Raw genomic sequence first — 24594 nt, 5'->3', positions numbered from 1 at the left:
AGATCAACCCACCCGACATAAGGTCATGCAGACGGTCTGCACATCACCTCAGTCACTGCCCGGGTCCATGTCCGCCGGCACCGGCAAGTCGCCCGGCATCTTCGGAATGTCGCGCCCCTGGGCAAAAGCGTCATTGAGCTGGTAGACATAGGCCAGCACCTCGGCCACCGCACGGAACAGTCGCGCCGGCACCTCCTGCTCCAGTTCGCAGTGCTTGTGCAGCGCGCGCGCCAGCGGCGGTGCCTCGACCAGCGGCACGCCGTGCTCGCTGGCGACGGTACGGATGCGCAGCGCCATCTCGCCCGCCCCCTTGGCGACCACGCGCGGCGCACCGCCGCGTGCCGCGTCGTAGCGCAGCGCAACCGAGTAGTGGGTCGGGTTGGTCACCACCACGTCGGCCTTCGGCACGTTGGCCATCATCCGGCTGCGCGCCATCTCGCGCTGTTGCTGGCGAATGCGCCCCTTGACGTGCGGATCGCCCTCCTGCTCCTTGAACTCCTGGCGCGCCTCCTCCTTGGTCATCTTCAGTTCGGAGTGGTAGTGCCAGAGCTGGAAAGGCACGTCGATGGCGACGATGAGCGCCATGCCGGCGACCAGCAGCAGGGTTGCCGTCATGATGAGGTCGCCGGTGGCGCCGAGCGCGACGTCGACCGGCGCGCCGAACAGTGCGAACAGCTTCTCGTGGTCGCGCATGACCACCCAGGCCGCGACGCTGCCCACCAGCGTCGCCTTGCCGATGCTCTTGCCCAGTTCGACCGCCGCCGTGGACGAGAACATGCGCTTCAGACCGGCAGCCGGATTCAGCTTCGAGAATTTCGGTTCGAGCGCCTTCGGCGCGAAGTTCCAGCCCGCCATCAGGAAGGGCGACACGAAGGCGGCCAGCATCAGCGCGATGAACAGCGGCGCCAGCATCAGCAGGGCATCCGTGGAGCGCTCGATCAGCAGCGCGAACATCGCCGCCGGATCGAAGATGGCGCGCCGGTCTATGGTCAGACCGTCGCGCAGCAGATCGGCGCTGCGCGGCCACATCCAGCCGGCGAGCGCAGACATGCCGGCGACACCGGTGATGGTGACGAGAAAGGTCGCCAGTTCGCGCGAATTGGGCACCTGCCCTTCTTCGCGCGCCTTTTCCAGACGCCGTTGTGACGCTGGTTCTGTCTTTTCGAGATCGCTTTCTTCTGCCACGTGCGCAGACCCGGTTCGGCAATGCGCAGGATGATGCGCTGCGGAGACAGCCGGCAATCTGCGGAACAAGGGCCGAAGATCAGCCCATCTGCGGCCTCGGCCGGCTCAGCCGTGGAGAGAATGGTGCGGGAGGTGGGCGGCGGGAAATGGCAGCCCGGATTCTGCACCGCCCGCCCTGCAGTGCGCGCCGGGCCCGCCGGACGGAGGGCTGCCGGCGGCCGCGGACTCAGGTCGAACCGCGCAATCCCTGACGCAACGAGGACTGCAGCGCCGACGTCTCGCGGTGCAGCGCCATCAGGCGCTCGGATAGCGCGAGCAGATAGTCCTCCATCATGCGCGACAGCTCGCGCACCGACTGGTTGGGTGAGCCCGCCATCGCCCGGCTGGCATCGATGCGCACCTGCAGGTCGCGCAGAACCGCCTGCTTGTCCGGCGGGCAGGTATTGATGAATTGTTCGATCACGCGCCGTCGCTCCGCGAAATAGGTCTGGGGATCTGAATGGGCCAGTTCCTTCCAGACGTCAAAATCGAAGTCCTGCTCAGGATTTTTCGACACTCGGTACCCTCGCCTGCATCAATCGTGCTTCGGCGATTGGAACAGACAGTGATCGATCTCAGCGCGGCAGCGTTTCACGCGCCGCAACCAGGCGAGCCGCCTGCTCGACGCCCTGATAGGCGAGCTGACCCGACAGATCCGGGCACAGCGCGTCGGTATTGACCATGTCGAGCGTGGTCTGCACCCAGGCGCGCACTTCCTGCGCGCGCATGAAGAGGCCTCGCGCGTCGGCTTCCGCGGCCTCGCCGGCGAGATTCATCGCCGTCACCATCGCCTCGTTGCCGAGCGTTTCGATCGCATCCATCAAACGCATGATTTCGGCGTGATGGGCCTGGATGCTGGCCGCAGGCAGCATCGCGGCGGCGGGGAACGGGGACGAAATCGGCTGGATCAGGGTAGCTTCGGCCATGGTTTGACTCCCTCTGTAGCGATCGGCGAAGTGCCGGGTATGCTTTCTTATCGACCCTCGAACTGAAGTCTTTAGGGGCAGAGAGATTGCGAGGCAGACAGCCCTGAAACCCAGGCTGGAAAAGGAAAAGAGCCCGCCCGGACCAGGCCCGGGCGGGCTCCTTGAAACAGCGTTGAAACAGAGGGCGTCAGGCGGCGCGGGCGACGTGACCGATCAGGCTGGAACGCGATACACCGCGCGTGTCGCCCATCGAGCCCAGCAGCTCCTTCATGTCGAGGATCAGCACGATCTGGCCGTTCGACAGCGTGGTCACACCGGCCACGCCCTTCGGACGGAAGTCGTCCAGGCTCTTGATCACCGCGTCCTCGCGGCCTGCGAAATTGTCGATCGCCAGGATGAAGGACGACTCGGCAGACTGCATCAGCACGCCGTACTGCGGATGATTTTTCTGCGGCCAGCCGAGCAGGCGGGCCAGCGGCAGCACCGGCATCACTTCGCCACGCACCACCATGGTGGCGCGACCGCCAACTTCCTGGATGTCTTCGTGCTGGATCGGCAGGATTTCGCGCACCATCGACAGCGGCACCGCGAAGTGCTGTTCGGCCAGACGCACCAGCAGCACCGGCAGGATGGCCAGCGTCAGCGGCAGCGAGATGACGAAGGTCGTGCCCTTGCCCTGCACCGAGCGGATTTCGATCGAACCATTCAGCTTCTGGATGTTGGTCTTCACCACGTCCATGCCGACACCGCGGCCGGACACGTCGGACACGGTGGCCGCGGTCGAGAAGCCGGGCAGGAACACCAGATTCAGGCTGGAACGCTCGTCCAGCGTGTTCGCTTCCTCGTCGGTGATGAGCCCCTTCTCCAGCGCCTTGGCACGCAGACGCTCGGCATTCATGCCGCGGCCGTCGTCGGCCACCATGATGACGATGTGGTCGCCTTCCTGGCGCGCTTCGAGGCGTACGACCGACTTGCCCGGCTTGCCTTGGGCCATGCGCTCGTCCGGCGTCTCGACGCCGTGATCGACCGCGTTGCGGATCAGGTGGATGATGGGATCGGACAGATCCTCGATCATCGTCTTGTCGATTTCGGTCTCTTCGCCGACCAGCGCCAGCTCGACGTCCTTGCCCAGGTTGCGGGCGAGGTCGCGGGCGATACGCGGGTACTTCTGGAACAGGCGACCGATCGGCTGCATGCGGGTCTTCATCACCGCGTTCTGCAGGTCCGACACCAGCAGGTCGAGCTGGCTCACCGCCGCGTCGAGTGCGTGCAGCGTGTCGCTGTCGCTCTTGCCGGCAAGGATGTCCGCGCGCAGCGAGGTCAGGCGGTTCTTGGTCAGGCCGATCTCGCCCGACAGGTTCAGCACCTGGTCCAGACGCGAGGTATCGACGCGGATCGAATTGTCGCGCCCCTTCTCGGCGTCGCGACGGCCGCTCGGGGCGGGTGCGCCCGGACGGTCGCCAGCGCGGCGACCGAAAGCGGCGTTGACCACGGCGGCCACTTCACCGTCGTTGGCAGAACGGGCTGCAGCCGGCTCGGGCACCGCCTGCGGGGCAGACGGCACGACGCCGGTCACGGCCTGATGCAGCGCCACCCAGTCGGGTTCGGCGCCCACCGGGGCCGGCGCGGCAGTCGCGACCGGCTTCGCCACCGGGGCAGCCGGTGCGGCAGCCTTGGCAGGCTCGGCAGTCAGTTCGCCGGCCAGCGCGGCGCGCAGGCGGGCCATCAGGTCGGGATCGGCAGCGGTGGGCTGCATGCCGCGCTCCAGCGCGCCGAACATGTCGCGCACGATGCCGGTGGCGTCGAGAATGACGTCCATCAGCACCGGCGTCACGTTCATTTCGCCGTTGCGCAGCTTGTCGAAAAGATTCTCGGTCAGGTGACAGAGGGCGACCAGTTCGGCGGCGTTCAGGAAGCCGGCACCGCCCTTGATGGTGTGGAAACCGCGGAAGATCTCGTTCAGCAGGCCGCGGTCGCCCGGGGTCTTTTCGAGATCGACCAGCTTGTTGTCCACGCCGGACAGCAGGTCGGTTGCCTCGACCAGAAAGTCCTGCAGCAGATCTTCCATTCCCTGAAAGTCACTCATCTTTCGCTCCTGTGGCGACCGGATCATCGATCCGTCCGCCCAACTGCACCTGTTGTCACGGTCCGGCAGAAACTGCGTTCTGCCTCACCGACCTTGTTGTGCGTCCATCCTTCGCCAGTCTCAGAAGCCGAGGCTTTCGAGCAGGTCGTCGACCTGTTCCTGGCTGGTCACCACGTCGCTGCGGCCTTCCGAATTGATGACCGGTCCGTTGAGCAACCCTTCCGGCGCTGCGGCGCGCTTCTCCGCCGGCATGGCTTCGATCAGCACCTGCAGCAGGCCGCTCTCCAGCTGTTGCGACATTTCTACGATTTTCTTGATGACCTGACCGGTCAGATCCTGAAAATCCTGCGCCATCATGATTTCGTTCAACTGCGCACGCGTGTCGCGGGCGAAGCCCGGCACGTCGCCGAGGAAGCCTCGCGTTTCGGTCGCCAGCGCCTTGAACTCATCGACCGACAGTTCGTTGCGGTAGAGCTTTTCCCAGCGGTCGTGCAGCGCACTGGAGCGCTTCTCGACGTCGTCCTGCAGCGGGATCGCCACGTCGGTCGCGTTGAGCACGCGACTCGCCGCGTTCTCGGTCATCTGGGCGACGTAGTTCAGGCGGCTGCGGGCATCCGGCATCTGCTGCGCCACATCCTCCAGCGCATGGTCGTAGCCGAGCTGGCGCAGCGTGTCGTGCAGCTGGCGGGCGAGATGTCCGACCTTGTTGAACACGTTTTCGCAGCTGTGTTCGAGTTCATGCGACTCGTCGACGGCGTGCGACGTGGTGTATTCGGTCGCTACGGTGTCGAACAGCGCCTCCAGGTCGGCGGAATCGCCGCCGACGCTGTTTACCGCCTCGGGTACAACTTCGAGACGCACCTTCTGCGGCGTCTCGCTGGCAATGCTGTCGAACAGGGCCTGCAGATCGTCGGAATCGCCAGTTTCGTCAAGCTTCAGCTTCTTCACGGTTTCCTCTCCCGATGCAGGCTCAAGCGGCCTTCTGGTTCATCTTCTCGAAAATCTTGTTCAGCTTTTCGCTCAGCGTGCCGGCGGTGAAGGGCTTCACGATGTAGCCCGACGCACCGGCCTGGGCAGCCTCGATGATGTTTTCCTTCTTCGCCTCGGCCGTGATCATCAGCACCGGCAGGGCTTTCAGCGCGGCATCGGCACGGATGGCGCGCAGCAGCTCGATGCCGGTCATGTTCGGCATGTTCCAGTCGGTCACCACGAAGTCGAATTCGCTGGCCTTGAGTTTCTGCAGCGCAATCACGCCGTCCTCGGCCTCGTCGACATTCGTGAACCCGAGTTCCTTCAGCAGGTTGCGCACGATGCGGCGCATGGTCGAGAAGTCATCGACAACGAGAAATTTCATCTTGGGATCAGACATGGGGCCTACCTCTCTCAGGCTTTATGTGTTGCCAGCAGCGGACGCAGCGTGTCGGCCAGTACTTCGGCATCGAACTTCGCCACGTATGCGTCCACCCCGACGCTCTTGCCCATCGCACGGTTGGCTTCCGACGACAGCGACGAGTGCATGACTACCGGTATGTCGGCAAAACGAGGGTCATTCTTGATATTGCGGGTCAGCACATAGCCGTCCATCTCAGGCATTTCGGCGTCGACCAGGATGAGGTCGATCTCGTCGGTCAGCGGAGCGCCGGTGGCCGACGAATGCGCCGCCATGCCCTGCAGCCGGGACCAGGCCTCGGCGCCGTTGGTGGCGTGCTTGTGTTTGATGCTCAGCCGGTCCAGCACTTCGGCGATCTTCTTGCGGGCAACCGCCGAGTCATCGACGAAGAACACGTTCGGCTCGTAGTTGCCGCCCAGCGGCGGTATGTCGGTGATGGCGGCCTCTCCGAAGGTGCCGGCCATGATGCTTTCGACGTCCAGGATGGACACCAGGCGGCCGTCGTCCAGTTCGGTGATGGCGGTGATGTAGAGCTGTTCGCTGGTCACCACGGACTCAGGCGCACGTACGCGGTCCCAGTCGACGCGGATGATGCGATCGACCTCGTGCACCAGGAAGCCCAGCGTGCGCTTGCTGTACTCGGTCACCATCATGGCGCCGCCCATGCCTTCGGGCGCACCGTCCAGATTCATGATGCGCGCCAGCGACAGCACCGGAATCACGTTGCCACGCAGCGAAATGAGGCCTTCGACGCCGCCCGGCATATTGGGGGTCGGCGTTACGGTCGGGGTGCGGCTGACTTCACGTACCTTGAACACATTGATGCCGAACAGCTCGTGCGTGCCGAGCGAGAACAGCAGGATTTCCATCTTGTTCGAACCTGCCAGCTTGGTGCGGGCATCGACTTGTTCGAGCAGGTTCTGATCGGTTCTGTCCATCGTCTGTCTCCAGTCTCGTTCAGGCGGCGGCACGGTCGCCACCGTTGCCGCGGCGGATCAGGCGGCTGATCGTTTCCGCCAGGCGCTGCGCCTCGAACTTCGAAACGTATTCATCGACGCCGACCGAGCGGCCCAGCTGCTGGTTGGAACCGGAGGACAGCGAGGAATGCATCACCACCGGGATGCCGGCGAAGCGCGGATCGGCCTTGATGTGCTTGGTCAGGATGTAGCCGTCCATTTCCGGCATTTCGACGTCGGTCAGGATCATGCTCACCAGATCGCCGACCTTGCGGCCGCTGGCATCGGCGTAGGAGGCGATCTTCTTCAGTTCGGTCCACATCTGCGCGCCGTTGATCGCGCTGACGTAGCGCACGCCCATCAGGTCCAGCGTGCGCGTGATCTGGTTGCGGGCGACCGGCGAATCGTCGCAGAAGAAAACGGTGGCGCCTTCGATACCCAGCGGCTCGATGTCCTTGAACGCCAGGTCGTTGTCGATGTCCGCGGTTTCCGACAGGATCTTCTCGACGTCCAGCATCATCACCAGACGGCCGTCGGCCAGTTCGGTGACGGCGGTCACCAGGCCACCGAGATTGGCGGTCAGCATGGCCGGCGGCACGCGCATCTGCGACCAGTCCAGGCGCAGGATGGTATCGACCGATTCGACCAGGAAGCCCTGGGTGTGACCGTTGTATTCGGTCACGATCATCACGTCGCGCGGCGTTTCGCTGGGGAACTGGGCGAACTTGGCCAGATCGACCACCGGCACCAGCGCGCCACGCAGGCTCACCATGCCTTCGACGGCCGGCGGCATTTCAGGCGCCGCGGTCACCCCCGGCGTACGCATGACCTCGCGCACCTTGAACACATTGATGCCGAAGGTTTCGCGCTTGCCCGTTCGCGTATCGACGCCGAGCGAGAACATCAGGATTTCGAGCTTGTTGGTACCCGCGAGCTTGGTGCGGGCATCGATATTCTTGAGCAACTCTGACATGTCGGCCTCGTCTGTCTGGTCAGTGGCACGAAAAAAGCGGGGGTGATGCTGGGTTTACGGCAGGGGTCGGAAAGTCTTGAACGCAAGGTGACGATGCGGTGACGGGCACGCCGACGGTCAATCCCAGTCGGCGCGCAGCCCTGCCTCACCCATCGACGACCGACGAGAACTTGCTGACCGCCTGTACGACCTCACGCGCACCGTTGCTGATGCGTTTGATCGCCTGTCCGGCGCTACCGGCCAGTTCGACGCCGCTGCCGGCTTTCACCAGGCTGGATTCCATGCTCACGATGGCGCTGCGCGTGCCATCCTGTATGCGCTGCACCATGCCGCCAATTTCGGCCGTGGACAGGCTGGTCCGCTCGGCCAGCTTGCGCACCTCGTCAGCCACCACGGCGAAGCCGCGGCCCTGCTCGCCGGCACGGGCGGCCTCGATGGCGGCGTTGAGCGCTAGCAGATTGGTCTGGTCGGCGATCTCGCGGATGGTCTTGACGATGCTGGTGATCTGGTCCGATTGCTTGCCCAGTTCCCCCACCCGCTCTGAAGTGAGCTGCACAGTTTCCGCAATGGCCTGCATTTCCGAGGATGCCCGCTCGATGATGGCCGCGCCCTCGGTCGCGATGGCATCGGTTTCGGTGGACACACGCCAGGCAACGCGCGCGCTCTCCTGCTCCGCCAGTTGCTGCACCTTCTTTTCGGTAACGTCGGCAGCGAATTTCACCACCTTGTAAAGCTTGCCGTTCGGATCGAACACCGGGTTGTAGCTGGCCTCCAGCCATACTTCACAACCATCACGCGTGACGCGCCTGAAGTCGCCTGCGACGAACTCGCCGGCGTTCAGACGCAGCCAGAAGGCCGCGTACTCGGGTGATTCCGTCAGCTCTACCGCGCAGAAAATGCGGTGGTGGCGGCCGACGATCTCCTCCTTGGTGTACCCGACGGTCTTGAGGAAGTTGGCATTGGCGTCGAGGATGGTGCCGTCGGGGGTGAAGGAAATGACTGCCATCGAACGATTGATCGCGTTGAGCAAGGCGGTGGCTTCGCTCTCGGCCCGCACCTTGTCGGTGATGTCGCTGGCCACCTTGACCACCTTCACCACCCGGCCGTCGGCGCCCAGCACGGGGTTGTAGCTGGCTTCGAGCCAGATTTCACGACCGTCGCGGGCGACCCGCGGAAAGCGGCCGGACACGAAATCACCTCGCGCCAGGCGGGCCCACATGTCGGAATAGGACTTCGACGACGCATATGAGGGCTGACAGAAGCTCCGGTGGTGCATGCCCGGAAGCTCGGACGCTGCATAGCCCATCACACGGGCGAAGTTGGCGTTCGCTCCGATCACCTTGCCGTCCGGTTCGAACTCGATGATGGCCATCGAGCGGTCGATGGCATCGATCAGTGCTTTCGCCGCAGCCGCCCGTATTTCACATTCACCGAGACGCGCTTCAAGTTGCCTGCCTTTGTTCCGGAACATGTTCTTTTCTCCCCTGTCGTCTCCAGCATGCTGGACGTATGAAGTTGCCCGGGCTCACCGGACACGGTCGGCGCAGAGCTGCGATCGCAAGGGAATAACGCCCTCAGGGTGTAAGACTTAAGTTATATCCCTGCTCGAAGTAAGGAAATCTCACGGTACCTGCCGGGCACGCACCTCGGAAAGCAGAAAAGCCCGTACCGGCATGCCGGTACGGGCTTTTCGCGATGTTGCGATGCACTCAGACGCGGAAGCGTGCGCCCGCCTCTTCGAGCCCCATGGCCAGCGCGCGCAGGTGCTGCGCCTCATTGGCCATGGCGGTGATGGCCGAGCTGTTCTCTTCGCTCATCTGCGCGATCTGCTCGACCGAGCGCGCCACGTCGTGGCTGGCGATGGTCTGTTCGCTGACCGATTCGGCGATGCCGGAAATGCCCTGCGAAGTCGAGGCCGCTGCATCGGCAGCACGACCGAGCGCGCCGACGACCTGCGACAGCTGGTTACGGGAATTGTCGATCGCCTGCACGCCACGGCGCACCACGCTCTCGACGCCGCCGGCGCGGGCATCGAGCGCGCGCGTCACTTCTTCGATCTGCTGTGCCGACACCGCCGACTTCTCGGCCAGCTTGCGCACCTCGTCGGCCACGACCGCGAAGCCGCGGCCCTGCTCGCCGGCCCGCGCCGCCTCGATGGCCGCGTTCAACGCCAGCAGATTGGTCTGTTCGGCGATGTCCTTCACCTGACGGGTCATGTCGCCGATGGCACGGGTGCTTTCGATGAAGGCGCCGGCCGCCTGCGAAATCTCGCCCACCACGTGGCCGACCGCATCCAGTTCATGACTTACAGCGTCGATCGCATGGTGGCCCTGGGCCGCTTCTTCGCGGCTCGATTCGGCGTGGCGGCGCATTTCCGCCGCACTGTCGGACACGCTGTTGATCGACACCGACAGTTCCTCGATCGTGGCTGCCATGGCGGACGCCGACTGGCTCTGGCCGGCCGAGGCCTCGCTGATCTGCTGGGTTGCACTGGCCAGCGCCATCGTGACCTGGCTGACCTCACCGGCCGACGACTTCACGCGGGCGATCAGACCGGACAGGCTGTCGGCCATGCTGTTGAAGCTGTTGGCGATGTCGCCGAACTCGTCCTGGCTGGCGACCCGGATGCGCGCCGTCAGATCGCCTTCGGCCAGACGACGGCCACCGTCTATCGTGTGGCCGATCGCATCCTTCAGCGACGCGTACAGGCCGAGCGCCAGATAGACCGACAGCAGCAGGCCGGCGGCGAGCAGCACGCAGGTCAGCGTCAGATCGACCATCAGTCGCTCCGAATGCGCATTGATGCCGAGGTCGGCGGTGTCGAGCAGTACGGTCATGGTGCCGACCGACGCCTCGACCGGCACCGAAGCCCGGGCAAACACCTCGGCCGGCGGCAGATCGAAGCGCTGCGCCTTCAGCGACGCATTCAGCATTTCGGCGGTCGAAGCAAAGGCGGCACGCAGCTTGTCGATCTCGGCAGCAACGCGCGGTGCGTGTTCGGGCGCGAAGCTGCGTACGCGTTCATTCACCCGATCCATCGCAGCGACGCGGCGGGCGGCCAGCTGCAGCAGCGCGCCCAGTTCGATCGCCTCGTCGGGCGTCACCGTGCCGCGCGCACTGATCGACGCGGCACGGCCGCGCAGCCGTGCCAGATTCTCGACGGTGAAGGGCGCGACGTTCACCGCGGCCTCGACCAGCGTGAAGGTATCGGGATAGGGATCGAAGCTCATGCCCGACTGATCGGACACCGAGCGGAAGTCGTTCAGCAGCGTGTCGATCATCGTCGAGTGGCGGGCAAAGTTGGCCGCGCCGGTCGAGCCGCTCATCTGCTGCCGCACCGCCGTCCACTCCCCGGACAGGCGTTCGATCTGCGCCTGCTGCACGAGCAGTTCCGGATGGGCGGCATTCAGCGCCTTCAGCGTGTCGAGGCCGCGTGCGACCTCGGCCGCCTTGGCGTCAACCTTGGGTGCCTGCGAGGCGTCGCCATTGAGCATTGCCGACGACAGTCCGCGGTGCTGCTGCACGGCGGTCATCGTGACCAGCAACGCACGCAGATACTCGGCGCCGATGTGCTCGCGTTCCATCATGCGCAGACTGTCCAGACGGGACATGGCGACAGTGGTGGCAAGTGCCGCCAGCATGGCCAGCAGGATGCCCATCACGAGCATCATCTTCGGAGCGAACCGCAGGCGCGACATCAGGGCGCGGGCGGGGAAAAGCAGGGCGTTCATGGTTTCTCCTCGGTCGGCCGGGGCGCGCGGCACTGCGTGCATTGGCCGGATACGGTGTCGAGGCGGGCTCCCCGGGGTCGACACCCCTTCACGACCCGCCTGAGTCAGTTACGGCAGCGTGATACCCGGGTTGAGGGGACTTTCTGCAATGCAGCATTCATTTGACGTGAATCAAATGCAACGGGGCGCCCGCAGGCGCCCCGTCGTCCCTACCGCGTGCCGGCGGCGGTTCAGGCCGCGTAGCCGATGCGGAAGCCGCCCCATTGCCGACCGCCGACGAAGATGGGTGCCGAAATGTCGTGCACCACCTCGCCGGTGTCGCGGCGATAGGTCTGGATCAGGAAAGGCTGGCTGTGCGCACCGCAGCGACGTCCGACCGGGTCGTCGAAGATGCGCTTGGTGCGGTTGCCGGCGATGTCCTTCTTCTCGTCGCCGGTCAGCGGCTGCGAGAAGCGCTTGTTGTGCGTCGGGAAATAGCCCTTGCGGTCGACCGCACCGGCGTAGATCAGGCCGGCGTGCCGGTCGAGCAGCGGTTCCTGGATCGCCGGGAAGAGTCGGTCCGTCAGCGCGTCGAACTTGTTGCTGTACTTGGTCGGCTTGGTACCGGCGATGGGCTGGTAGTTCTCGTCGAACAGGTCCTCCATCCTGATTTCGCCGCGCTTGACCGCCGCCTCCAGACAGGCACCGATCCGCTGCGCCGCATCGGCCACGATGTCCGGCATGCGGGCATGCGCAGCCACAGCCTGTTCGCCGTAGCTGCCGAGACGGAACACCTGCGACAGCTCGGCCAGATTGCTCGACAGCACGTCCAGCCGCGACGCCTCGGCGGCGGTCGAACTGGACACCTCGCGATTCGATTCCGCCATCGCGAAAATGCGCTGCACGTGCTGCTCGACCTGTTCGCCCAGCGCCCGGTTCTGACGCATGGCTTCGACCGTACCGCCCACGCGCTCCAGCGTCGCGTCGGCACATTCGCGGATGCTTTCCAGCGTGGCCACCGCCTCGCTGGTCAAGTCGGCGCCGGTGCGCGCCTCGACCGCGCTGGCGCGGATGACCGACGCAGCGTCGGCGGTTTCGCGCTGCACGGCGGAAATCATCGAATGGATCTGACCGGTGGACGCCGCCGTGCGCTCGGCCAGCTTGCGCACCTCGTCGGCCACGACCGCGAAACCGCGGCCCTGTTCGCCGGCGCGCGCCGCCTCGATGGCCGCGTTCAGTGCCAGCAGATTGGTCTGGTCGGCGATCTCGCGGATCACCTGCACGACCGAGCCGATCTCTTCCGAGCGCTTGCCCAGATGTTCGATCTGGCGCGCGCTTTCCGACACGCTGCCGGCAACGCGCGCCATCTCCTCGGCGACGCGACTGACCACCTGCGCGCCCTTCTGCGACAGCTCGCGCGATCGAGTGGCATCGTCCACGGTGCCGGCGGCCGCTTCGGTCGCCGTCTCCATGCTCATCTTCATGTTGCCGACGTCGCCGCTGGCGGCCTGCGAGGCAGCGCATTGCTGCTCGGCCGAGCCAGCGACGCGCTCCGCCCCCTTGCCGAGGCCGCTGCAGGTGTCCTGCAAGCGCTGCGAGGTGAACAGCATCTTGGCCATCGCCGCGCTGAACTCGGTGACCAGGCGGTTGTAGCTCTCTGCCAGTCGCGGCAGCGCACCGCCGCCACGCGCGTCGAGACGATAGGTGAGATCGCCCGACATGCGGGCTTGTTCGAGACCGGCGACCATGGTTTCGAGCGGACGCTCGAACATCAGGACGGCCGTTGTGCGTGCAATGAAAGCCCCCGTCGCGGCCAGGGCCGCGGCAATCAGTGCGCCGCTCAGGGTGAAGGCCGATGCGCTGTACGCGTAAAGGCCGAGGTGGGTGATCAGCAGTGCGGAAAAAAGGCCCAGCCAGGGCAAAATGCTGCGCGTCGCTGCGCGCTTGCTTGTTGTCATCGTTCCTCTCCTGTCCGGTAAGGGTCTTTCCGCGTCGCGCAAGCCCCATCGCCCGCGCGGCACGGTCGGACCCTGGGCATCGTGTGCCTGTCCGTGGTGAAGAGAGTTACGACCTGAAGCGTCCGAACTTGAGACGCTTGGCGTGGCAAGGCCTCGGCTAAGGTCCGGCCAGCCTCAGGTGATGGTGAACAGCTTCTGGAAATTGGCGACCTCGATGACCTGGCGTACCGGCGCACTGCAGTTCACGAGCCGCACCACGCAATGGGCGGCGCGTGCCTTGTCGCGCAGCATCAGCAGCATGCCCAGCGCCGAGCTGTCGAGATAGGTCACCGCAGAGAGGTCGATTTCCAGCGTGTCGATGGCGTCGCCCGCCATCATGCGCTCGGTGGTTTCACGGAATGCGCGATGCGAAGAAAAGTCGAAGCGGCCACCCAGCGAGATGCGGGCAAGTCGGTCGATGACGGAGGTGCGGATTTCCATGCGTGGTCTTGATCAGTGAGTGGTTGAATGAACGACGCGGCGACGGCTCATCCGTGAGCCGCGAGCCGGCGCCCGCCCTGCAATGCGGCGACGATGCGCTCGGCCACCTGGGTCAGTGGCGCCACCTCGCAGCAGGCGCCGATCTGCGCTGCCTCGCGCGGCATGCCATATACGACGCAGCTTTCCTGGTCCTGCCCTATGGTCCAGGCGCCGGCACGGCGCATGGCCAGCATGCCCTGGGCGCCGTCCTTGCCCATGCCGGTCAGCAAGGCGGCGACCGCACTGCCGCGTGCGTGCTGGGCAGCCGAATTGAACAGCACGTCCACCGCCGGCCGGTGCCTGTTGTAAGGCGGCGTCTGCAGCAGTTCACAGACATAGCCGGTGCCGCTGCGACGGATTTCCAGATGCGAATGCCCGGGCGCCAGATAGGCATGGCCGGGCAGGATGCGCTCGCCCTGCTCCGCCTCCTTGACGCGGACACGGGCCAGCGAATCGAGGCGGCGGGCAAAGCTCGCGGTGAACATTTCAGGCATGTGCTGCACCATCACGATGCCCGGCACGTTCGCCGGCAGGCGGCACAGCACTTCCTTGATCGCTTCGGTGCCACCCGTGGAGGCGCCGATGCAGACGATGCGGTCACCCCAGGCCGACGTGGCGGTGGCGGGCGCTGGCCGCGCGGCGGCGGCGGGCGCCGGCTCGGCCGGTGCGGCGCGCAGCACTTTCAGTCGCGCGCCGTAGGCCGCGCGGATTTTCTCGTGTATTTCCTGCGCATAGCTGATCGGCAGCCCGGCCAGCGATCCGCGTGGCTTGGCCACGTAGTCGACGGCGCCCAGTTCGAGCGCCTGCAGCGTGGTTTCCGACCCCTGCGCGGTCTGGCTTGAAATCATGATGACCGGCATCGGACGCAGCCGCATCACCTTGTCGAGGAATTCCAGGCCGTTCATGTTCGGCATCTCGACGTCCAGCGTGAGCACGTCGGGCGAGGTCTCCTTCACCTTCTGCCGGGCCACCGCCGCATCGGGCGCCGTGCCCACGACTTCCATGTCGGGCGCCTGATTGATGATCTCGGTCAGCACCGCCCGCATCACCGCGGAATCGTCGACCACCAGAACCCTGATCTTCATTCCATGCTCCTCCGTGCCCCCGATCAGGAGAACAATTCGATGTCGCCCGATGCGTCGTCGCGGGCGAGTCTTTCCTGGTACTCGCGTTCGCGGCGCGCCAGCGTATCGTTGTTCACGCGGGCAAGCTTCTTCATCAGCACACGCCCGGCGTGCGGGAAGAAGTAGATCTTTCGTGCATGACTGTCCAGCAGATCCTGCGCCAGCACCGGAATACCCTCGTTGGCCAGATAGTCGAGCACGAAATCGGCGTTGCGCTCGCCGACATTGGCATTGGCCAGCGTCGCCATGACGCGTCCGCCGCCGAACACCTTGGCCTGCAGCGCCGAGCGACGTGCCCCGGCCTTGATCAGTTCGTTCACCAGCAGTTCCATCGCGTAGGCACCGTAGCGTGCCGAACGGCTCATGACGCCGCTGCCGGCGTCCGGCAGCATGAAATGATTCATGCCGCCGATGCCGCGCTCGGGATCGCGGATGCAGGCGGCGACGCAGGAGCCGAGCACCGTCACCAGCAACATGTCGCGCGTGGTGACGAAGAATTCGCCGGGCAGGATCTTGACCGCTTCGCGCGAGAAGTTGCGATCGTAGTAGCGCTGCGCCGCCTGATGTTCGATCAGGCCCGGGCCGTGATTACCGACCGCCGTCAGCACGCGCATAAACCGTCCTTCCGAGATTGCGGAACAGGTCGACCGCGTGCGAGAAGCTCTCCGAGTGGCCCGCAAACAGCAGCCCGTCAGGTCGCAGCAGCGGCACGTAACGCTTGAGGATGCCGTACTGCGTGGGCTTGTCGAAATAGATCATGACGTTGCGGCAGAAGATGGCTTCCAGCGGCCCGCGTACCGGCCAGTTCGGTTCGAGCAGGTTCACCCGGGTGAAGCGGATCAGCCGCTGCAGTTCCGGACGCACCCTCACCTCACCCGAGCGGCTTCCGGTACCGCGCAGGAAGTATTTGCGCACCAGTTCCGGCGACAGCTTCTCGATGCGTTCTTCGCCATAGACGCCCGCCTGGCCCTGCGCCAGCACCTGGGTGTCGATGTCGGAGGCAATGATTTCGACCGGTGGCGTCATCGTGCCGTACAGCTCGCAACAGGTGATGGCGATCGAATACGGTTCCTCGCCGGTCGAGGCGGCGCTGCACCAGATGCGCGCATTCGGCTTGCCCAGCTTGGTCAGATGCTGCTTCAGCAGATCGAAGTGGTGCGCCTCACGGAAGAAGGAGGTGAGGTTGGTCGTGAGCGAATTGACGAAGGTTTCCCATTCGGTGCGGTCGTTGCGCTCCAGCCGGCGGATGTAGTCGGCAAAGGTCGCATCGCCGGTGGCGCGCAGCCGGCGAGCCAGCCGGCTGTACACCATGTCGAACTTGATCGGCGACAACGAGATGCCGGCGTACTGGTGAATCATCTTCGCGATGCGATCGAAGTCCTCGCGCGTGAAGCTGAACTCGCGCGTGCTGCCGGTCAGTGTCTTCACTTCGGACAGCTGGCGCGTAATCTGCGCTGCCGAGTGCGTGGCCATGCTTGCCTTGCTGCCTGTGTTCACGATGCAGATTCCATGTGGAACGACAATTCAGTGATTGCCTGCGTTCAGAACTCTTCCCAGTCCTCTTCGGCGAGGGCCGCCTGCGCCGTCGGCGCAATGCGCTTGACCTTGCCCAGCGCACCACCACGCGAACGCGGCAGCACCGGCTCGCTGTTCGCCGCCTCGCGCGCCGCCTCGAACGAGGCGGTCACACGACCACCCTCGTCCAGCTTGAACTGACCCACCGCGCGCATCAGCGAACGCGCCTGCTCTTCCAGACTTTCCGCCGCCGCCGCTGCCTGTTCCACCAGCGCCGCGTTCTGCTGCGTCACCCCGTCCATCTGGCTCACCGCCTGCGTCACCTGCGCAATCCCCGACGACTGCTCCTGGCTCGCCGACGCAATGTCGGTCACCAGACCCGTCACCTGACGGAAGCTGTCGACCACCTGTTCCATCGTCGCGCCCGCCTCCGCCACCAGTCGCGCGCCGCCATCGACACGCTCCACCGAGTCGGCGATCAGCCCCTTGATCTCCTTCGCCGCCTGCGCACTGCGCTGCGCGAGGTTGCGAACCTCGCTCGCCACCACCGCAAAACCACGACCCTGTTCGCCCGCGCGCGCCGCTTCCACCGCCGCGTTCAGCGCAAGGATGTTGGTCTGGAACGCGATCGAGTCGATCACGCCGATGATGTCCGCGATCTTCCGGCTCGAGTCCTGGATGTCCGACATCGTCGACACCACCCGCTTCACCGTCTCCGCGCCGCGCATCACCGCTTCGTTGCTCTGGCGACCCAGCTCGTTCGCCTTCTGCGCACTTTCCGCGTTCTGCTTCACCGTCGCGTTCAGCTCTTCCATCGAACTCGCCGTCTCTTCCAGCGAGCTCGCCTGCTCTTCGGTGCGCGAACTCAGGTCACTGTTGCCCGCCGTGATCTCCCGCGCCGCCGTATTGATCGCTTCCGTCGAATCCTTGATCCGGCCGACCACTTCGCGCAGCTTCTCGACCGTCGTGTTCGTGTCGTCCTTCAGCTGGGCGAAGGTGCCGGCGTATTCGCGCTCGATCTTGCGGTTCAGGTCGCCACTGGCCATCGCGTTGAGCACGTTGGCAACATCAGCCAGACCGTCGGAAACCTGCTGCACCAGACCGTTGAGACCTTCGGCCAACTGACGGAAGAAGCCCTGCTTGCCGTCCACCGTCAGGCGCTGCGAGAAGTCGCCGTTGCCGGCGCTGCGCACCAGGTCGGTCACCGCTTTCTCGATGGCCGCCTCGTCGGTGCGGTCCAGCCATTCGCCGACCGAGCCGAGCCGCTGACCTGCGGCATTGGTGATCGGGCTGGTCGTGAGCTGGTAGAGGCGGCCGCCGATGACGATTTCACTCCTGACGGTGCTGGCCAGCGAAGCAAGGCGGCGACGCGCCGCTTCCGGATCGTCATAGAACACCGTGATGTCGCTGCCAACGAAGCGCTCGGCCGAGAACTGCGGCAGCTTCCTGCGGATGTCCGCTTCAGTGCGGCGCAGCGTATCGAGCAGCGTCTTGTTCGCGTACAGCACCTTGCCGTTCGGATCGGCGATGCGCACATTGGTGGTGACCGAATCGAGCGCCTCGCGGATGCGCAGGTTCTCGTCGGCCACACGGCGCTCTTCGGCCATGTCGGCGCCGAGCTTGATCTTCATCGTCTTCATCGCATCGAGGATGGCGACCATCTCGTCGCGGCGCGTGGTATCGACCTCGACGTCGAGCCGGCCCTCCGCCATGCGACGGACAATTGCCTTCACGTCGGCGATCGGCCGCAGTATCGAGCGCAGCAGCAGCCAGGCGCCGACCGCGGCGATCAGCACGCCCACGGAAAGCAGGGTCGCCATGACGGCGAAAGCCGACGACGACTCGCTGCGCACGCGCTCGATTTCGGAGCCGGCAACGCGGATCTGCAGATCGACCAGTTCGCTGATCTTGCCGGAGATGGGGTCGATCACCGGATACAGGTCCTGCACCGTATAGGCGGTCAGCGCCGCCATGTCCTTGCTCGCCATGATGGCGGCCAGCCGCTCGATCGACGCGTCGGCGGTCTTCATCAGCGGCACGGCCTGATCGACCAGCGTCTTTTCCTCCGCCGTCATCTGGCTGGCGCGGTAGCTGTCCCAGTTCTTTCCGATGGCATCGCGCGCCTGCTCGAGATTCTTGCTGCCGGCGGCGAAGTCGATGTTGCCGTTGCGCACCTTGTGCGCGGTATCGACGATGTTCACCGCATACATGTCGGCAACCACCTTGAGCTGCTGGGTCGGCACCACACGATCGTTGTAGACCACACTCAGCGTGGCTTCATTGTTCTGCAGCGCCTGCATGCCGGTGGCGGCGATACCCGCCATCGCCAGGCCGAGAATGCCGACGATGGCGAACATGCGCGCCTTGATGCTCAGGCCGGCAACAAGACGTGTCGGCGAGAAACCGGTCCGGACCACCACGCCATCGCGGATCGCCAGGCCCTTGGCCTGACCTTCACGGAAGGCACGATAGGCGCTCTCGGCCGCGGCGATCTGCTCGCGCGACGCGCGCGTGCGCACCGAGATGTAGCCGGTCACCACGCCGTTCTCCAGCAGCGGCGTCGCGTTCGCAAGCACCCAGTAATGATCGCCGTTCTTGCAGCGGTTCTTGACCAGACCGGTCCACGGGCGCTCCGCCTTCAGGCAGCGCCACATATCGTCGAACGCTTCGCGCGGCATGTCGGGGTGACGCACGATGTTGTGCGGCTGGCCGACCAGCCCGGCCTCGTCAAAACCGCTCACTTCGACGAAATCGCGATTCGCGAAGGTGATCCGCCCCTGCAGATCGGTACGCGACACGAGATTGTGTCGCTCGGTCAGTTCGACCTCACGCCCGGTCACCGGCGAGTTGTTGCGCATGACGTACTCTCCTGCCTCCCTGCTGATCGATGTGTCGCGTGGTCTGGCCGCGCGTTCAGAACTCTTCCCATTCCTCTTCGGCGAAGGCCGGCTGCGCCGTCGGCGCAATGCGCTTGACCTTGCCCAGCGCACCGCCGCGCGAACGCGGCAGCACCGGCTCGCTGTTCGCCGCCTCGCGCGCCGCCTCGAACGAGGCAGTCACACGACCACCCTCGTCCAGCTTGAACTGACCCACCGCGCGCATCAGCGAACGCGCCTGCTCTTCCAGACTTTCCGCCGCCGCCGCTGCCTGTTCCACCAGTGCCGCGTTCTGCTGCGTCACCCCGTCCATCTGGCTCACCGCCTGCGTCACCTGCGCAATCCCCGACGACTGCTCCTGGCTCGCCGACGCAATGTCGGTCACCAGACCCGTCACCTGACGGAAGCTGTCGACCACCTGTTCCATCGTCGCGCCCGCCTCCGCCACCAGTCGCGCGCCGCCATCGACACGCTCCACCGAGTCGGCGATCAGCCCCTTGATCTCCTTCGCCGCCTGCGCACTGCGCTGCGCGAGGTTGCGAACCTCGCTCGCCACCACCGCAAAACCACGACCCTGTTCGCCCGCGCGCGCCGCTTCCACCGCCGCGTTCAGCGCAAGGATGTTGGTCTGGAACGCGATCGAGTCGATCACGCCGATGATGTCCGCGATCTTCCGGCTCGAGTCCTGGATGTCCGACATCGTCGACACCACCCGCTTCACCGTCTCCGCGCCGCGCATCACCGCTTCGTTGCTCTGACGACCCAGCTCGTTCGCCTTCTGCGCACTTTCCGCGTTTTGCTTCACCGTCGCGTTCAGCTCTTCCATCGAACTCGCCGTCTCTTCCAGCGAGCTCGCCTGCTCTTCGGTGCGCGAACTCAGGTCACTGTTGCCCGCCGCGATCTCCCGTGCCGCCGTGTTGATCGCTTCGGTCGAATCCTTGATCCGGCCAACCACTTCGCGCAGCTTCTCGACCGTCGTGTTCGTGTCGTCCTTGAGTTGCCCGAACAGGCCGCTGTAGTTGCGATCGATGCGCCGAGTCAGATCGCCGCCAGATACACCGCTCAGTACCGTCGCCACGTCTGACAGGCTGACCGACACCTGTTCGACCAGGCCGTTGAGCCCTTCGGCCAGTTGGCGGAAGAAGCCCTGCTTGTCGTCGACCGACAGCCGCTGCGTGAAATCACCCTGTCCGGCGGCCGCGACCACGTCGGTCACCTGCTGCTCGATCGCCACCTCTTCGGTGCGGTCTATCCATTCGCCAACCGTACCGATGCGTTCGCCCGATTCGCCGATGATCGGCGTCGATACCAGCTCGAACACGTTGCGGCCAATGACGAGTTCAGCGCGATAGCCGTCCGCTGTCGTCCTCGACTTGCGCACGAAGTCCGGATTGGTGCAGATCGCCGAAATATTGCAACCGATGAAGTTCTCCAGCGAGAAGCCGGGGATGTGACGACGCAGTTCGTCAGCGATGCGGGTCACCGTGCCGTGCATCGCGCGGTTGGCGTACAGCACCTTGCCGTCGTTGTCGGCGATGCGCACATTGGTGGTGACGAAGTCGAGCGCGGTGCGCGCGCGCAGGTTCTCCTCGGCGATTACCCGCTCGCGCTCCGCGCGCGCCTGCAGATCGGTGCGCATGCGCTCCAGCGCCGACATCAGCTGACCGACTTCATCCTGCGCTCCCGCATCGATGCGGCGGTCGAGCACGCCTGACGCAATCTCGTTGGCGTGGCCGCCGGCGATGCGCAGGCGGCCGGCGATGCTGCGACCGAGTCGCACGCCGATCACACCGATCACCGCGGCGATCAGCAGCGCGATCAGCGCGACACGGACCGCTTCCTTCAGCACCAGCGCATTCACGTCATCAACATAGATGCCGGAACCGACGATCCAGCCCCAGGGCTCGAACTGGCGCACATAGGACACCTTGTCCACCGGCTTGTCGGCGCCCGGCCGCGGCCACTGGTAATCGACGAAGCCGGCGCCGCTCGCCTTGGCCACGGCGACGAATTCGACGAACAGCGCCTTGCCGTTCGGGTCCTTCGAACCGCTGAGATCCTTGCCGTCGAGCTCCGGCTTGGTCGGGTGCATGACCATGCGCGGACCGAAATCGTTGATCCAGAAATAGTCCTCGCCGTTGTAGCGCATCGTGCGCAGCGTGTTCATCGCCTGCTTGCGCGCCTCCTCCTGCGTCAGTTCGCCGGACAATGCGCGCTTGTGGAAGGCATCGACGACGCCCCAGGCCGATTCGACCGCGAAGCGCGCGGCGTTCTTGCGGTCCTCGATCATGGTGCTGCGCATGCCGGCCAGCAGTACCGCGGCCAGCAGCAGGATGCCGGCCAGACTGGCGGCAACGATGACCATCAGCCGCTGCTGGACGGTCAGGCCGCGCGCGGCGGCCGGGGATGCGTTGGAGGAATCCATGTGTGCCACCTTCAGTGAACCTGATCGTCGACCAACGCCATGTCGGCCGACAGCATGAGCTTTTCGATATCGACGACGATGAGCATCCGCTCGTCGATGGAACCCAGACCATGGATGTAGCGGGTGTCTAGGCTGGACGAGAATTCCGGTGCCGGCAGGATCTTCGACGATTCGAGCGCAAGCACGTCGGACACCGAATCGACCACCATGCCGACGACACGACCGCCGACATTCAGGATGATGGTGACCGTGAACGGTGTGTATTCGACGACGCCGACACCGAACTTGATGCGCAGGTCGACAATGGGAACGATGGTGCCGCGCAGATTGATCACACCCTTGATAAAGGGGGGTGCGTGCGCAATGCTGGTGACCGCGTCGTAGCCGCGGATCTCCTGCACCTTGAGAATATCGATTGCGTACTCCTCCTCACCCAGCGTGAAGGTGAGGTACTCCTGGGCGTAACTACCCTCCGCGCCGTCGTCCGGCCGGTGCGACACCGCCTGCGCCGCCTGCATCATCTTCTGCTCCCTCGCTGCGATTACTGAAGTTGTAACGGCATGCAAGGCGGGCGCCTTGAGGCTGGGAAGCACCTAATTTTGCGGGTACGCAAGACGGGAGAACGACGAGGATGTCCCCACCCGATCGCTGGCAGGTGGGGCATCCAGCAGGACGCGGATCAGGCGGCGGCGGCCAGCCTGCCGCGTGCCGATTCGACCAGCGACGGCACGTCGAGAATGAGCCCGACGTGGCCATCGCCCATGATGGTGGCGCCGGAAATGCCAACCACCTTGCGATAGTTCGCCTCCAGGCTCTTGATCACCACCTGGTGCTGACCGACCAGTTCATCGACGAACAGCGCGATCTTGCCGCCATCCGCCTCGAGCACGACCAGGATGCCGCGTTCGAGATCCGTGGTGCCGCCGGCGAGGCCGAGCGCGTCCCTCAGCGTCAGGATGTTCAGGTACTCGTTGCGTACCTGCACCAGCCGCGGCTCGCCGCCAACGCTCTTGATCATCGCCGCGGTCGGCTGCAGCGATTCGACCACGTAGTTAAGCGGCACGATGTAGGTGTCAGCGCCAACGGCGACGGACATGCCGTCGAGGATGGCCAGCGTCAGCGGCAGGCGCACCGTCATGCGGGTGCCGACGCCGGTCATCGATTCGATGTCGACGCGGCCGCCCATCGCGGTGATGTTCTTCTTCACGACGTCCATGCCGACGCCGCGGCCGGACACCTCGGTCACCTGATCGGCGGTCGAGAAGCCGGCTTCGAAGATGAGTCCCCAGACCTCCTGGTCGCTCATGCCGTCGCTGACCGGCAGGCCGCGCTCGCGTGCCTTGGACAGGATGCGCTCGCGGTTCAGGCCGGCGCCGTCGTCACCGACCTCGATGACGATGTTGCCGCTCTGGTGCGAAGCCTTCAGCGTGATCGTGCCCTCGCGCGGCTTGCCGCGCGCCTCGCGCACGTCCGGCGTTTCGATGCCGTGATCCAGGCTGTTGCGCACCAGGTGGGTGAGCGGATCGGCGATGCGCTCGATCAGCCCCTTGTCCAGCTCGGTCGATTCGCCGGCAAGCACCAGACGCACCTGCTTGCCCAGCTTCTGCGACAGGTCGCGCACGACGCGCGGAAAACGCGAGAACACGGTGGACATCGGCAGCATGCGGATGGACATGACCGATTCCTGCAGGTCGCGTGTATTGCGTTCGAGCTGCTGGACGCCATTCATCAGGCGCTCGAACTCGACCGGGTCGAGCTTGGATGCAGCCGACGCCAGCATGGCCTGCGTGATCACCAGCTCGCCGACCAGATTGATGATCTGGTCCACCTTGTCGACGCCGACACGGATGGAGGTGTCGCCGCCCGTCGTCTTGGCAGTCCGCGTTGCTGCTGCGGGCTTTGCCGGCTCCGGCGCACTGTCGGCAGCCGGTGCGCCCGACTTGGCTACCGGCTGCGCCGCCAGCGGCAGCACCGCGGCGGATTCGACCGGCAGCGGCTCGAACAGCCCGAAACTGTCGTCCACCGCAGCCGTTTGCGGCGCGGCCGTGGTCGGCACACCCGGTGCGGCGTCGAAGAAGCCGAAGCTGTCGTCCTGCGCATCCGCAGCAACGGGTGCCGGAGCATCGAAGAAGCCGTAACTGCTGTCGCCGGCATCGTCTTGCGTGGCCGGCGTCGCGTCGAACAACCCCCACGCGTCGTCGGCAGCAGCAGCCGGTGCGGATGCCGCTTCGCCCTCGGCGTAGCTGCCGGGGCTGGCGATGAACTCGACGATGTCGCGCACTGCGACGGCGTCGACACGGCCGCCCAGCAGGCACTGCCAGCGACCGGCGGCATCGATCGACACGTCCACGACGCGGCTGCCGAGCGCTTCGAGCTCGGCACTCATGTTCTCCATCACGCCAGCCGCATCGGCGCAGCTCTGCGGCAGCATGAAACTGAAACGGAAACTGGACGGCAGCGCCGCCGCCGACACCGGCTGCGGGTCCTCGTCGGCAACCGATACCGGATCGCTATACAGGCGCTTGATCGACGCACACACCTCGGCCACGCGTGCCATGTCGGCCGCGCCCTCGCCACGATGCGCCGCCACCAGGTCGCGCAGCAGGTCGCCTGCTTCGAGCGAGGCGTCGACCATCGCCGCCGTCATGACGACCTCGTGCTTGCGCACGCGGTCGAGCAGGGTTTCGAGTTCGTGCGTGACCTGGGCGAGGTCGTGAAAGCCGAAAGTGCCCGCACTGCCCTTGATCGAATGGGCGGCGCGGAAGATCGCGTTCATTTCTTCGTCATCGATGCTCTGCAGATCGATGTCGAGCAGCATCTGCTCCATGTTCGCCAGATGCTCCGCCGCTTCCTCGAAGAACACCTGGTAGAACTGGCTCATGTCCACCGTCATGGACTGTCTCCCCGCGCCA

At 65.2% G+C, this 24594-nt stretch carries 19 protein-coding genes; all 19 read right to left on the bottom strand.

What is annotated here, in order from left to right; translation table 11 throughout:
• Nucleotides 1-48: 48 nt before the first annotated feature.
• Nucleotides 49-1185, bottom strand: a complete 1137-nt coding sequence (gene flhB / locus WDZ97_RS00685; protein ID WP_425761486.1) for a flagellar biosynthesis protein FlhB — start codon at nucleotides 1183-1185, stop codon at nucleotides 49-51.
• Nucleotides 1186-1411: 226 nt separating this feature from the next.
• Nucleotides 1412-1741 carry a DUF3135 domain-containing protein gene (locus tag WDZ97_RS00680; RefSeq protein WP_425761485.1) on the bottom strand — a complete coding sequence of 110 codons (330 nt, stop codon included), beginning with the start codon at nucleotides 1739-1741 and terminating at the stop codon, nucleotides 1412-1414.
• 58 nt (nucleotides 1742-1799) lie between these two features.
• On the bottom strand, nucleotides 1800-2150 hold the full coding sequence (locus tag WDZ97_RS00675) for a hypothetical protein (RefSeq protein ID WP_020165466.1): 351 nt from the start codon (nucleotides 2148-2150) through the stop codon (nucleotides 1800-1802).
• Nucleotides 2151-2337: 187 nt separating this feature from the next.
• Nucleotides 2338-4218, bottom strand: coding sequence for a chemotaxis protein CheA (locus tag WDZ97_RS00670; RefSeq protein ID WP_020165467.1), 1881 nt, complete (start codon nucleotides 4216-4218; stop codon nucleotides 2338-2340).
• A gap of 138 nt (nucleotides 4219-4356) precedes the next feature.
• Nucleotides 4357-5184 (bottom strand): protein phosphatase CheZ, encoded by an 828-nt coding sequence (gene cheZ, locus WDZ97_RS00665; protein WP_020165468.1) that lies wholly within the window; start codon nucleotides 5182-5184, stop codon nucleotides 4357-4359.
• Nucleotides 5185-5206: 22 nt separating this feature from the next.
• Nucleotides 5207-5605 carry a chemotaxis response regulator CheY gene (gene cheY / locus WDZ97_RS00660; RefSeq protein ID WP_024300868.1) on the bottom strand — a complete coding sequence of 133 codons (399 nt, stop codon included), beginning with the start codon at nucleotides 5603-5605 and terminating at the stop codon, nucleotides 5207-5209.
• 14 nt (nucleotides 5606-5619) lie between these two features.
• Nucleotides 5620-6564 carry a chemotaxis protein gene (locus tag WDZ97_RS00655; protein WP_020165469.1) on the bottom strand — a complete coding sequence of 315 codons (945 nt, stop codon included), beginning with the start codon at nucleotides 6562-6564 and terminating at the stop codon, nucleotides 5620-5622.
• Nucleotides 6565-6583: 19 nt separating this feature from the next.
• Complete coding sequence (locus tag WDZ97_RS00650; protein WP_019917279.1) at nucleotides 6584-7555, bottom strand: chemotaxis protein; 972 nt, start codon at nucleotides 7553-7555, stop codon at nucleotides 6584-6586.
• Nucleotides 7556-7700: 145 nt separating this feature from the next.
• A complete protein-coding gene (locus WDZ97_RS00645) occupies nucleotides 7701-9026 on the bottom strand; it encodes a methyl-accepting chemotaxis protein (RefSeq protein ID WP_425761484.1) in 1326 nt (441 codons plus the stop codon).
• Between the two features lie 238 nt (nucleotides 9027-9264).
• A complete protein-coding gene (locus WDZ97_RS00640; RefSeq protein WP_425761483.1) occupies nucleotides 9265-11286 on the bottom strand; it encodes a methyl-accepting chemotaxis protein in 2022 nt (673 codons plus the stop codon).
• Between the two features lie 230 nt (nucleotides 11287-11516).
• Complete coding sequence (locus tag WDZ97_RS00635; RefSeq protein WP_425761482.1) at nucleotides 11517-13223, bottom strand: methyl-accepting chemotaxis protein; 1707 nt, start codon at nucleotides 13221-13223, stop codon at nucleotides 11517-11519.
• 174 nt (nucleotides 13224-13397) lie between these two features.
• Entirely contained in the window at nucleotides 13398-13703 is a 306-nt protein-coding gene (locus WDZ97_RS00630; RefSeq protein WP_020165474.1) for an STAS domain-containing protein, read from the bottom strand.
• A gap of 47 nt (nucleotides 13704-13750) precedes the next feature.
• Nucleotides 13751-14827 (bottom strand): protein-glutamate methylesterase/protein-glutamine glutaminase, encoded by a 1077-nt coding sequence (locus WDZ97_RS00625; protein ID WP_425761481.1) that lies wholly within the window; start codon nucleotides 14825-14827, stop codon nucleotides 13751-13753.
• A 23-nt stretch (nucleotides 14828-14850) separates the two neighbouring features.
• Nucleotides 14851-15480 (bottom strand): chemoreceptor glutamine deamidase CheD, encoded by a 630-nt coding sequence (gene cheD, locus WDZ97_RS00620; RefSeq protein WP_425761480.1) that lies wholly within the window; start codon nucleotides 15478-15480, stop codon nucleotides 14851-14853.
• Nucleotides 15455-16339 carry a CheR family methyltransferase gene (locus tag WDZ97_RS00615; protein ID WP_425761479.1) on the bottom strand — a complete coding sequence of 295 codons (885 nt, stop codon included), beginning with the start codon at nucleotides 16337-16339 and terminating at the stop codon, nucleotides 15455-15457. Before WDZ97_RS00615 ends, cheD begins: the two co-directional genes overlap by 26 nt.
• Nucleotides 16340-16407: 68 nt before the next feature.
• Nucleotides 16408-19239 carry a methyl-accepting chemotaxis protein gene (locus WDZ97_RS00610; protein ID WP_425761478.1) on the bottom strand — a complete coding sequence of 944 codons (2832 nt, stop codon included), beginning with the start codon at nucleotides 19237-19239 and terminating at the stop codon, nucleotides 16408-16410.
• A 55-nt stretch (nucleotides 19240-19294) separates the two neighbouring features.
• Nucleotides 19295-21682, bottom strand: coding sequence for a methyl-accepting chemotaxis protein (locus tag WDZ97_RS00605; RefSeq protein ID WP_425761477.1), 2388 nt, complete (start codon nucleotides 21680-21682; stop codon nucleotides 19295-19297).
• Between the two features lie 11 nt (nucleotides 21683-21693).
• A complete protein-coding gene (locus WDZ97_RS00600) occupies nucleotides 21694-22203 on the bottom strand; it encodes a chemotaxis protein CheW (RefSeq protein ID WP_304002095.1) in 510 nt (169 codons plus the stop codon).
• A gap of 158 nt (nucleotides 22204-22361) precedes the next feature.
• A complete protein-coding gene (locus WDZ97_RS00595; protein ID WP_425761476.1) occupies nucleotides 22362-24575 on the bottom strand; it encodes a chemotaxis protein CheW in 2214 nt (737 codons plus the stop codon).
• Nucleotides 24576-24594 lie beyond the last annotated feature (19 nt).

Origin of the sequence: Methyloversatilis sp. MC4-4 (genome assembly GCF_049843555.1) — a bacterium.
In the GTDB taxonomy this organism is placed as follows: Bacteria; Pseudomonadota; Gammaproteobacteria; order Burkholderiales; family Rhodocyclaceae; genus Methyloversatilis; species Methyloversatilis discipulorum_B.
Note: the sequence above shows the minus strand (reverse complement) of the source record. Positions and strands in the feature narration are given on the sequence as shown.